Raw genomic sequence first — 11,275 nt, forward strand, 5'->3', positions numbered from 1 at the left:
AATTTGTATTGCAGCTTTTGTACTGTTTAATTATAATACAAGATATAACAAATAAAAGCGTTTTCATATAGAGGAGGTGAACTAATATTGAAAATTGCAAGAATGAATATCACCTTTAGACATTATCCTTTCCACTATTTCTTAGATTCAATGGAGAGCCTTGGTATTAAACATATTGAATTGTGGGCTGGTGAGCCGCATTTGTATGTTTATCGAAACGGATTTGAAACTATTAGAAATATCAACAAAGAAATCAAGGCTAGAAATATGAAAATTGTTTGCTATACTCCAGAACAATGTGTTTATCCCTATAATATTGCATCCTCAGATCCGCATTGGCGGAGAGTAAGTATTGATTATTTTACCGAGAATATTTATGCAGCTTTAGCGCTCGACACCAATATGATGCTTATTACTTCTGGAATTGGTGACTTTTCTGTTCGTCAAGAAGAATCTTGGAACTATGCAAGCGATTCTATTTTTCAACTATCAAAAGTGGCTGAAAAGGAAGGTGTCACCCTTGCCTTAGAACCACTAACCAGATTTGAGTCTAATCTAGTCATTGACACACCAGGGCTTAAGAAAATGATAAAAGAAATCCAATCTTCCTCATTAAAAGGAATGATTGATACGGTGGCCATGCAATTAGCAGGTGAAACACCTGATAATTATTTCTCCATTCTTTCTGAATTAAGTCATTTCCATCTAATCGATGGAGACGGTCAATCGGATGCCCATTTAGCACTAGATGACGGGGTACTGAACTGGAAAGAATATTTAACCAGTCTTCAAAACCATCAATACGAAGGGGTATGTACCCTAGAGATAATGGGATCAAATTATTATCAAAACCCGCAAGATGCAATCATGAAATCTCTTAAGAAAATAAAGGAATTGGGAATCTTATCATCTGGATATGGAGGAACTCTTTATGAGTAATGGTGCACTTACACGAAAGCTAGGCTTCTGGTCTGCTCTGGCAATCGCTGTTGGAACGACGGTAGGGTCAGGTATTTTTGTTTCTTCTGGTGATGTGGCAAAAGCGGCAGGAAGTCCATCTATTTCAATTCTTGCCTGGATTATAGGCGGGGTTATTGCAATTCCACAAGTAATGGTATTAGCCGAGCTATCAACTGCATATCCCCAAAATGGAAGCGGTTACGTTTACTTGAATAAAGCAGGGTGGAGACCTCTGGGCTTTCTGTATGGATGGGCGACGTTCTGGGCCTTAGATCCACCATCTATTTCAATTATGGCGTTAGCAATTGTTTCATACGTTGCAACCTTTTTGCCATTTTTCTCTGGGGTGCCTGGAAAATTACTAGGTATTGCAATCATTCTAATCATTACTTCTATTCATTATCGAAGTGTAAAAGAAGGCGGCCTTTTCCAAGTTATTATAACTGCTGTAAAAATCATTCCCTTCTTAATTGTCATAGTCTTAGGACTAATGTATATGAACCCTGGTAACTTTGCCTATACTCCAACAACTGGAACGGTGAAAACAAGTCTAATTGGCGGAGTGTCTGCTACAACTTGGGCATATACGGGGATGGCAGCAATTTGTTTTATGGCTGGGGAATTTAAAAATCCAGGTAAGGTGCTTCCGCGTGCACTAATTAGTTCTGTTTTCATTGTACTAGCCCTATATACGTTACTTGCCGTTTGTGTTATAGGTTTAATGCCTTTTGAAAAATTAATCAGCACAAATGCAGCTGTATCAGAAGCCGTAAAGTATATCCCAGGACTGTCTGATATTGCCTCCTCATTTGTAGCTGTTACGGCTATTATCGTTATTTTGGGGTCATTGAGTTCCTGCATTATGTTCCAGCCGCGTTTAGAATATGCGATGGCAAAGGATGGCTTATTTTTCCAACGCTTTGCAAAAGTTCATCCGAAGTATGAAACGCCAAGTTTTTCAATTATTGTTCAAGTAACCTATGCCTGTATCCTCGTGATGTTTAGTAATTTAACAGCATTACTCGGGTATTTCACGCTTATCCAATTGGTTATTAATATACTAGATTTTGCGGCCGTCTATAAATGCCGGAAAAGAGATGATTATAAACCAGTATATCGAATGCCAGCGTGGAGATTAACAACGATTCTAGCTATTCTTGGTGCGTCATGGTTGGCATGGGGAACATTCACTTGGGCTCCATGGCAAGGAATGGCAGCCGCATTTATCGTCATTGCTACAGGACTTCCTGTTTACTTCTATTGGGAAAAGAAATATGGTTCGAAGATAGAGAAAGACAGTAACTCAGTCGCTTAAAAAAGAGACAGGGGAGTTAGAAACTCTTTAACTAACTTCCTTCCTTTTAAAAAATATACAAATATAAAGCTTTATAAAATGGAATTGATTAGTTCTCGATTCCAATAAGAGGAGGAAACATGGATGTTGAAATTTGATGAAGAGTTATTTCTGAAACTGGTAGAAAAAGAGGGCCTTGAGTTTAGAGGTCAAATTGAAGACATGGTTGATGGAATCTCAAAAAGAGGATACAGTAATCTTTTCTTAATCGGTGCGGGTGGAACGATTGCGATGATGTATCCTTATGAATATATTTTAAAGTCAAACTCTACGATTGATGTTCATGCAGAGATTGCAGCTGAATTCATGGTAATGAACAATAAGCATTTTAGCAAAGACTCTGTGTGTATCTTTACATCTGTATCAGGCACAACCAAAGAAACAGTTGCAGCCGCAGAATTTTGTAAAGAAAGAGGAGCCACAACCATCGCTTTAGTTGCTGAGCCCAATACTCCTTTAACACAAATTGTCGACCACTGCATCACAACAGGTTCTGAAAAACATTCATTTGATACTTTCTTTATGCTGCTATACATGGTGGTCTTCCGTTTCATGTATAACAACAATGAATTTCCGCAATATGAGCAATTTACCAAGGAAGTTTCATTACTTCCAAGAGCCATTCTAAGTGCAGTGAAGGCTTTTGATAAAAAAGCAGAGGAATTCGCAATTAAACACAAAGATACGGATTACCACATGATGGTTGGTTCTGGTAACTTATGGGGTAACACTTATTCATACGCGATGTGTATCTTAGAAGAAATGCAATGGATTCATGCAAAATCGATTCATGCTGCAGAGTTTTTCCATGGAACCCTTGAACTTGTTGTCGAAGATACAAGTGTAATTTTATTAAAAGGTGAAGATGAAACTAGACCACTGATGGACCGTGTAGAGAGATTCGCTGAGCAGATTACTAAAGAACTCACGGTTATTGATACGAAAGACTTCGAAATGGAAGGTATTAGCGATGAATTCAGGAAGCACTTTGCAGTTAGTATTAACTGGTCCGTCCTAAGCCGGATTAGTGTTCACCTAGAACGTATAAGAAACCACTCCTTAGATCTTAGAAGATATTATCGAGTAATGGAATATTAAGACCAACAATGAGCACTACATCGTAGTGCTCGTTTCTTCCATTTCAGCATTAATGATCAGAAAGAAGGGGAAAAGGATGAGAATTGCAACAGTCGGAGATAACTGTATGGATGTTTATCAAGCAAGCGGGCAGGTCTACCCTGGAGGTAATCCTGTAAATGTAGCTGTTTATTTAAAGGAATTAGGTGCCGATTCAGCTTATATTGGCTGGGTTGGTTCCGATACATACGGTGATAGAATGATTCAGGCAATCAGAGAGAAAGGAGTAGATACGACGCATCTATCCCAGAAGGAAGGAACAACAGCCGTTACATATGTTGAATTAATAGGCAATGATCGTAGCTTTGGGGAATACGATGAAGGAGTAACGGCTAACTTTACCTTAACAGAAGAAGAACTCGACTTTATTGGAACACATCAACTTGTCCATGCGGGGATATGGGGGCATGTTGAAGGGTATTATTCACTTTTTAAAGAGAAGGGGTTATCTACTTGCTTTGATTTCTCAGATCAATTAGATCATAGTTTAGTAAAAACCTTATCACCGTTTGTTGATTATGCATTCTTCTCATACAAGCAGGACGATGCATATATTCGTCAGTTTTTAAAGGAGGTCAACAGCGTCGGTTCTAAAATTGCTGTAGCAACCTTAGGTGAAAATGGATCGCTAGCCTATGATGGTGGACAATTTTATCAATATGGAGTCGTTGAAGCGGATGTAGTCGATACAATGGGAGCCGGAGATTCGTTCATTTCGGGTTTTATTTATGGAAGATTGAAAGGCCTCTCTATCAACGAATGTTTAAAGTTGGGCACAGAGACAGCATCCAAAACGATTAGATATTTCGGTGCATGGTGACTAGGACGGGCAATCAAGGTATAATAGACAGTATATAATTTATTGACGGATAAGGATGAAGTAAGCTATGAATTTAAATCCTTCAACCCCCCAGCCTCTCTATATGCAAATAAGGCAAATGTTGAAGAATGACATTCAGCACGGAAAATATAAACCGGATGAACAGATCCCTACAGAAGCAGAACTTTGTGAAATATATAATGTAAGTCGGATTACCATCCGGAAGGCAATTGAGGAATTAGTGAAAGAAGGAACCTTGACACGGATTCCGCGCAGAGGCACCTTTGTTGCATCCAATAAGTTTCATAATGAATTGTTATCCGTAAGTGGATTCTCAGAGTTTAGTCATCAACTGGGCATGATTCCAAATTCTCGGATTTTAAGAAGTGAAGTTATCCCTGCAACTGAAGAAGTGGCAGGTCATCTCCTCATTGAAAAAGGAAGTCCCGTTCTTGAACTTGAGCGGCTCATGTATGTAAACGGCCGTCCACTTTTCTATGATATTGCACATTATTCGTTGATGCATTTTCCAGATTTAGAAAAGAAAATTACAGGGGATGAATCCACCTATAAGATCCTTTTAGAGGATTACCAAACAGAAATAGTTAGTAACGACAAAATTATTGATGTGATTGGTGCGACAAAAGAGTATGCTAAGTTATTAGAATGTGATATTGGGGCTAATCTTTTTAGGATTTTAAAAATTGCTTTTGATGCAAACGATCAACCTGTCCACCTATCTACATTTATGTGTGAGACAAATAAAGTAAATTTGACTGTGCACCGAGCTAAATAATGAGTGCCAAAAGGCTAAGAGACACCTTGACCGAAGTCATTGGGTGTCTCTTTTATTTCAAGCTTCATCATACGTGTATATGGTTGCTTTTGCTTTGTATTATACTAAAATGAACTTAAAAAGCTTTCCAAACTCAAATACATCTTTTTATAGTGTTTGCAACAGGAGGATTATTACAGTGACTACAGAAGGGACATTTAATGGTGCCGATGGAATCGAACTATTCTTTAGAGTGATGGAACCATTAACAGATCCAAAAGCAGCGGTTATTATCGTTCACGGGCATGGTGACCATAGCGGCGGAATGCAGAATCTTTTCACAAGACTGGTTAATAGTGGATATGTAGTTTATACGTTTGATTTGCGCGGTCATGGAAAAAGCTCCGGTAAAAGGGGATTTATCCAATCATGGGATGAATTTAGAGGAGATTTACATGAGTTTCGAAACCTCGTTGCGCTGGATCTGCCTGAACAGCCTTTGTATATTGTGGGGCATAGCCTTGGCGGCTTGATTACTCTTGAATATGCCTTGGATCATAGTGACGGCATTTCTGGGATTATTGGTATATCACCGGCCATATCATACGAAGTGAAACCGTTAGAGCAGTTAGGTATAACCATTATGGGTAAGGTTAAACCAGATTACAGTATCAATAAATCTCGGAGAATCTTTTTGATGAAGAAAAATACAGCAATGCGTGCTAAGTACTATTCTGACCGCTTGCGTCACAATATCGTTACACCAGGATTGGGAAGTGGATTGATTCAAGCGATTTCACGCCTAGAAAATCAGGAACAGTTGATTAAACTGCCGATATTATTGCAATACGGACTTAACGATAAAATTACACCACCAACAAAACTAAACCAATTTTTTCACCGAGTGGCCTCTAAGGATAAACAGCTATATGAGTACCCTAGGGCCAAACATCGTCCCTTTGATGAAGAGGGAAAAGAGAAGTTTTTAGGAGACTTGGTCGGATGGTTAGACGGTCAGATTGATAAAAAACAAAAGGTGCGTTACCGGGAGAGTGTTTAAGGTATAGTAAGAGGAATTTTGCCTGAATACAGAGAAAAGAGTGTTTACATTTTCCATAGAATGTGAAGATTTTCAAGAAAAAGCGGAGATATCCCCGCTTTTTTGCGTTTTGTCATCGATTTGTCCCATCAATGGGCGAATTTTTAAGGTTAATGAGCGAATATTGGGTTATAATGAGCGAATTTTAGACCGTATCGAGCGAATCTAGTGTTTCAATGAGCGAATTGAATTTTATAAACTGTTGGTACCGCCAAATGCAATGCAGTAGTTATCGGGGTCTACAATCGCAAATTCTTTCCAAGGTCCGGAATCAGAATCAATCCAAGGCTCGATAACAATTTTTGCTCCGTTCTCCTTAAATTCAGCATAAAGTTCATCAAGTGCTGTCCAATTTTCAACAAAGCAATAAATATCATAGGTTGACTGCCTAGCCCCTTTTGCAGGTTTGTTGGGACATACATCTTCTGGCGAATTTGCTTGAAGCAACTTAACTCCAAGTCCGGTGAATCCATCGCGAATCGCCCACCAATCCGTTACCTTCACATTTGAGAACATTCCGATAAAAAGTCTTTGATCTTTCTAAATTTGAAACTAGCAAAACCTTTAATGAACTGTGAATTTGTTTAGACATTGGGGTACCTGCTTTCAAATAAATTTATATAATTACTGCTTAATAATTACATTATTTCATGATATTTACAATATATTTCCAAGTTTTATTGACAGAATAATATAATGGTTCTATTATTTTATTGTTAACCTTTGTATGATTTAAGTTTACAATAGAAAAAAATGGTTGGTACTTTGGTAATTTATCAGATTATGTGGAAATTGTAAAAATGGAGGGATAAAGATGAATAAATGGATGGAGCTTGCAGACAGAGTGTTAGATGGGTTTGAAATTACAAATCAGGAGGCCCTTTCAATATTAGAATGTCCGGATGATGATGTTCTTCTGCTAATGCACGCTGCTTTTCAAATCAGAAAGCGATATTATGGAAAAAAGGTAAAACTTAATATGATTATGAATGCGAAATCTGGTCTCTGTCCTGAAAATTGTGGCTACTGCTCTCAATCTTCGATTTCGAAAGCACTGATTAATTCTTATAGAATGGTAGATAAGGATACTATACTTGAAGGCGCAAAACGTGCACATGATTTAAATATAGGGACGTACTGTATTGTGGCTAGTGGCAGAGGACCATCTAATAAAGATGTTGCACACGTAGTGGAGGCAGTTAAAGTAATAAAGGAAACATATGGATTGAAAGTTTGTGCCTGTCTTGGACTGCTAAAACCAGAGCAAGCGAAGCAGCTGAAAGAAGCAGGGGTCGATCGTTACAATCATAATATCAATACATCAGAGCGCAATCATTCAAACATCACAACATCACATACATACGATAATCGAGTAAATACGGTGGAAACGGTAAAAGAATCCGGAATGTCTCCATGTTCAGGTGTCATTGTAGGGATGAAGGAGACAAAGCAAGATGTAGTCGATATGGCAAACAGTTTAAAAGCTTTGGATGCGGATTCCATTCCAGTTAATTTCTTGCATGCGATTGATGGTACTCCTTTAGAAGGAGTAAAAGAACTAAACCCACTTTATTGTTTAAAGGTCTTGGCGTTATTTCGTTTTGTTAATCCAACAAAAGAAATTCGGATTTCAGGTGGACGGGAAGTCAACCTTCGTTCACTACAAGCATTGGGTTTATATGCGGCCAATTCCATCTTCGTCGGTGATTACTTAACAACTACTGGACAAGAAGAATCGGAAGATCACAAAATGTTACTTGATTTAGGATTTGAGGTTGAATCCGTAGAAGAAATGAAAGCGAGCTTAAATTAGAGGTTTATTCTAATACTAAATCAAAGTAAAGAGGCACCCAGGCCGAAGTCACTGGATGTCTCTCCTTTTTCATAACCATCCTCCAATCTCCAAAACCGTCAGGACAATTTCAATGACAATTAGAGTTACGATGATCCATTCCACGAATAATCCTCGAATTGAATGGCTGATGGTGGAAAAACCGTCCATGATATTATACAGAATCTCCGTTTTGCTTTTCAATATTCTATAACGATCATTCAATTCAAAAAACTCCACCATTCTATCGTAAAAATCGCTAGCTGCGCTGCTCGTCCAGGTAATATCAGGCTTATCCAAAATCATGATATAAGCAAGGGTATTGTATTCGTGACGGACGATTTTTGCCGTAGTTCGGGCCAGCTCCTTGTTGCCAATTCGCAGGTTACCTTTCTCCAGTCTGTCGATCATGGTTTCGAGTTTGTCATGGATTTTCCCAAGTTGCTCCTCCGTTTTTTCCAGCGCCACGGATTTTGCAATGACTGTAGAAATTAATTCAGGGTAAAAATCCTCATATTCAGGCACAACCACATATTCATCGGTTAATTCCAGATTCTCTGATTCACTAATATGAAGGCAGTAATCGTCGCTATACCTGTCCACTTGTCCGATGTCGAAATCCGGTTCAAAGGAATGGATGTAGTGCAATAAGGTCTTGGTCTCATTATCGTGGGAATGATTAATGAAGACAATGCTGCCAAAAGAAAAAATTAGCACCATTTGCGTATCGTCCACATCTTTATTGAGAATCGATTCTAGAATAGATTCTCTTAGGATTAAAGGTTGTTCCCAGGTGAATTTTTTAGGAATTCCGCAATGGATCGCAATTTTGTTCAAGTCAATTTCATGAGTCACGGCAAATGCTTTAAAGGTAATTTCTTTCACTTTGATCACCTTTCCAGTGAATTGTCCTTTTTTCGATTGTATTCTATTCTTTACAAAAACATGCTTGGGCAATTCTGGGAGGTGGTATTTTAGATTACTAAATTAGAGACAGTAACGGATAATACTATTCTTGTACTAGTAGGAATAAATTATATTTATAATTGATAAAAAGGAGGGAGGCAAATTCATGAAAAGATTAGCTGTTTTCTGCGGTTCAAGTCTCGGCGCTTCGAAGGCGTATAGAGAGGGGGCAATTCAATTAGGAAAAGAGTTAGTAAAACGAAACATTACATTAGTATACGGTGGCTCAAGTATAGGGTTGATGGGTGCAGTCGCAGATACTGTAATTAGCGAAGGCGGTCACGCAATTGGTGTTATACCGAGAGTATTGGAAGAACGTGAAATATCCCATAAAGGATTAACAGAGTTAATTAAAGTGGAGACCATGCACGAGAGAAAAGCAAAAATGGCCGATTTGTCGGATGGATTTGTTGTTTTACCTGGCGGAACCGGAACGCTTGAAGAATTCTTCGAAATGTTCACCTGGGGGCAGATTGGTTTACATCAAAAGCCATGCGGCTTGCTTAATATTGAACATTATTATGATCCATTGCTCAGTCTGTTTGACCATATGATTGACCAAAAATTCTTGCAAGAAAAATTCCGTTCAATGGCAATTATTGAAGAAAAATCAGATGAATTACTAGATAAATTTATTAACTATCAACCACCAACCATAAAAACATACGAATAATAAAAAATCAGGAAATCATTCACGATTTCCTGATTTTATTTGGTTATTTAATAGATAACCACCGGTTCATATGTGCTGAGATTATTATATACGGTTCTCATAGCACTAGGCGGTGTATTAACGCAGCCGTGCGATCCTGCATTTAAGTAGGCATTACTTGCCCAGTTTGACCGAAAGCCGGCATCGTGAAATCCTTGTCCATCATTCGTAAAAGGTGCCCAATAATCAACTTGTACTTCATAACTCGGTTTTCCTCCGAGCTCTCTGCCCGTTAATGTGGCAGGTGTTCGTTTATAGAGGATATACCACACTCCCTTTGATGTATCATTACCAGTGCTGTGTTTACCGGTTACGACATTTGTGGTGATGACTAATTTCCCCTTTTTATAAATCCAAATACGCTGCTCTGCAATCGACACTTCCGCATATGTATCGCCGATGCCATTGTTTGTTGTGGTATCGTAACCGTAGCCTTCACCACTCCAGCCATGTCCGATCGTATTAGATGCAGAAACGGAGGCCTTTCCTTTTTCAAATGCTGACTTAACCTGTTTGGTTTCTTTGTCCACGTCTAATGCCCAGCCATAGCCTTGCCCTTTAACTGTAATGACTGAACCTGAGTGGGTCTTAAATTTAAAGTTTTTATCTAATGTAGATTGGGCTTCATTAATTTCTGCAATTTTCTCTTTAATATTGGTTTTGTCAATCTTAACCTTTAAATCTTTTGAAATAGAAGCATTTTTAATTAATTCACTGCCTTTTAAAGAATAAACCTTGTCCTGGACTTTATACTCAACGGTTTGTTGAAGAAGCTCTTGCAATTTTTTCTCTTCATTCTTTACAATCGTGCTGTCTTCTTTTATTGGCTGGATGTATACAGGGTTCAAATGGATTTCACTAGTATATCCATGCTTATCGAAGTCTTTTAATAGGCTGGCAACATCATACTGCTCACCATTTATACTTTTTGAGATGATAACTGTACCTTGCTCCAAAATAGCCTTCGCATCTTTAGGCGGAGTTAAATTCTTATTCATTGATACGAGCTTCTCTTCGACTTGTTTCTTCATTTCTTGGCTGCGATACTGATCGATGTTACTCGGCAATAATGAATATTCTTTCACCTTTGAAGAAGGAAAAAGTGACCACTGGCTTTTTAATAACTTTTTAACGCCCGGCAAATCCTCCTCCGTAAATTCCATCTTCGTATCTTTTCCATCTAAAATTTGTTGTTGTCCGACATAGACCTTATTTGTTAAGACAGATGATTTTAATTTATTGAGTGCTTTATCAGCAGTTAGTCCTCCGACATTTGTGCCATTAATCTCAATATGTGCATTAAAGTAATTTGCCTGATAATAGCTCATTGCCGCAAATATGATCGCGATGATAACGATTATACCTGTTGTAATGAATTTCCAGTTCTTATACCATTTCGTTGATTTTACCCGCCGTTGACCTATTTCTCCTACTGATTCTTTCGACACAGTTTCCACTAATATTCCCCCCGCATACCTAACAACCCAGCTATCGACGTCCTTCGACTTTTAGCTCTTGGTTTTCCAAACTACAATATATTATATTATACTTTAATTTTAATACTATTCTACTAGATTTAATAGTGTGAACTTTGTCACATTTTGTCTAAGGGTGAAATTTT

11 protein-coding genes are annotated in these 11,275 nt (G+C 38.2%); 8 read left to right on the top strand and 3 right to left on the bottom strand.

The window, feature by feature from the left end; translation table 11 throughout:
* The first annotated feature begins 87 nt into the window (after nt 1-87).
* The 6 genes from V7659_RS14645 (at nt 88) to V7659_RS14670 (ending at nt 6,106) form a co-directional block, all read left to right on the top strand.
* Nucleotides 88-939, top strand: coding sequence for a TIM barrel protein (locus tag V7659_RS14645; protein ID WP_335540631.1), 852 nt, complete (start codon nt 88-90; stop codon nt 937-939).
* Nucleotides 932-2,275, top strand: coding sequence for an amino acid permease (locus tag V7659_RS14650; RefSeq protein ID WP_283877366.1), 1,344 nt, complete (start codon nt 932-934; stop codon nt 2,273-2,275). The genes V7659_RS14645 and V7659_RS14650 overlap by 8 nt, the downstream gene beginning before the upstream one ends.
* Before the next feature lie 123 nt (nt 2,276-2,398).
* On the top strand, nt 2,399-3,412 hold the full coding sequence (locus V7659_RS14655; protein WP_283877367.1) for an SIS domain-containing protein: 1,014 nt from the start codon (nt 2,399-2,401) through the stop codon (nt 3,410-3,412).
* 76 nt (nt 3,413-3,488) lie between these two features.
* A complete protein-coding gene (gene frlD / locus V7659_RS14660; RefSeq protein WP_335540632.1) occupies nt 3,489-4,271 on the top strand; it encodes a fructoselysine 6-kinase in 783 nt (260 codons plus the stop codon).
* Between the two features lie 67 nt (nt 4,272-4,338).
* Nucleotides 4,339-5,067, top strand: a complete 729-nt coding sequence (locus V7659_RS14665; protein WP_335540633.1) for a GntR family transcriptional regulator — start codon at nt 4,339-4,341, stop codon at nt 5,065-5,067.
* A gap of 178 nt (nt 5,068-5,245) precedes the next feature.
* On the top strand, nt 5,246-6,106 hold the full coding sequence (locus V7659_RS14670; RefSeq protein ID WP_335540634.1) for an alpha/beta hydrolase: 861 nt from the start codon (nt 5,246-5,248) through the stop codon (nt 6,104-6,106).
* Between the two features lie 231 nt (nt 6,107-6,337).
* Here the strand turns inward: V7659_RS14670 and V7659_RS14675 are convergent, their stop codons facing one another.
* Nucleotides 6,338-6,649, bottom strand: coding sequence for a VOC family protein (locus tag V7659_RS14675; protein WP_335540635.1), 312 nt, complete (start codon nt 6,647-6,649; stop codon nt 6,338-6,340).
* Nucleotides 6,650-6,959: 310 nt separating this feature from the next.
* Here V7659_RS14675 and bioB point away from each other — a divergent pair, with 310 nt between their 5' ends.
* Nucleotides 6,960-7,958, top strand: a complete 999-nt coding sequence (gene bioB / locus V7659_RS14680) for a biotin synthase BioB (RefSeq protein WP_335540636.1) — start codon at nt 6,960-6,962, stop codon at nt 7,956-7,958.
* A gap of 69 nt (nt 7,959-8,027) precedes the next feature.
* On the opposite strand, the gene V7659_RS14685 is transcribed toward bioB, so the two are convergent.
* Nucleotides 8,028-8,861: an RMD1 family protein gene (locus tag V7659_RS14685; RefSeq protein ID WP_335540637.1), complete on the bottom strand. Its 834-nt coding sequence runs from the start codon at nt 8,859-8,861 to the stop codon at nt 8,028-8,030.
* Nucleotides 8,862-9,048: 187 nt separating this feature from the next.
* Between V7659_RS14685 and V7659_RS14690 the strand changes: the two genes are divergently transcribed.
* Nucleotides 9,049-9,615 (top strand): TIGR00730 family Rossman fold protein, encoded by a 567-nt coding sequence (locus V7659_RS14690; RefSeq protein WP_335540638.1) that lies wholly within the window; start codon nt 9,049-9,051, stop codon nt 9,613-9,615.
* Between the two features lie 47 nt (nt 9,616-9,662).
* Here V7659_RS14690 and V7659_RS14695 read toward each other — a convergent pair whose 3' ends face one another.
* Nucleotides 9,663-11,117, bottom strand: a complete 1,455-nt coding sequence (locus V7659_RS14695; protein WP_335540639.1) for a L,D-transpeptidase family protein — start codon at nt 11,115-11,117, stop codon at nt 9,663-9,665.
* Nucleotides 11,118-11,275 lie beyond the last annotated feature (158 nt).

Origin of the sequence: Neobacillus drentensis (assembly GCF_036966985.1) — a bacterium.
In the GTDB taxonomy this organism is placed as follows: domain Bacteria; phylum Bacillota; class Bacilli; order Bacillales; family Cytobacillaceae; genus Neobacillus; species Neobacillus drentensis_E.

Bases quoted from the DNA above. Each gene is read 5' to 3' on its own strand.
- V7659_RS14650 (WP_283877366.1), top strand. From the start codon at position 932: ATGAGTAATGGTGCACTTACACGAAAGCTAGGCTTCTGGTCTGCTCTG.
- V7659_RS14655 (WP_283877367.1), top strand. From the start codon at position 2,399: ATGTTGAAATTTGATGAAGAGTTATTTCTGAAACTGGTAGAAAAAGAG.
- frlD (WP_335540632.1), top strand. From the start codon at position 3,489: ATGAGAATTGCAACAGTCGGAGATAACTGTATGGATGTTTATCAAGCA.
- V7659_RS14665 (WP_335540633.1), top strand. From the start codon at position 4,339: ATGAATTTAAATCCTTCAACCCCCCAGCCTCTCTATATGCAAATAAGG.
- bioB (WP_335540636.1), top strand. From the start codon at position 6,960: ATGAATAAATGGATGGAGCTTGCAGACAGAGTGTTAGATGGGTTTGAA.
- V7659_RS14690 (WP_335540638.1), top strand. From the start codon at position 9,049: ATGAAAAGATTAGCTGTTTTCTGCGGTTCAAGTCTCGGCGCTTCGAAG.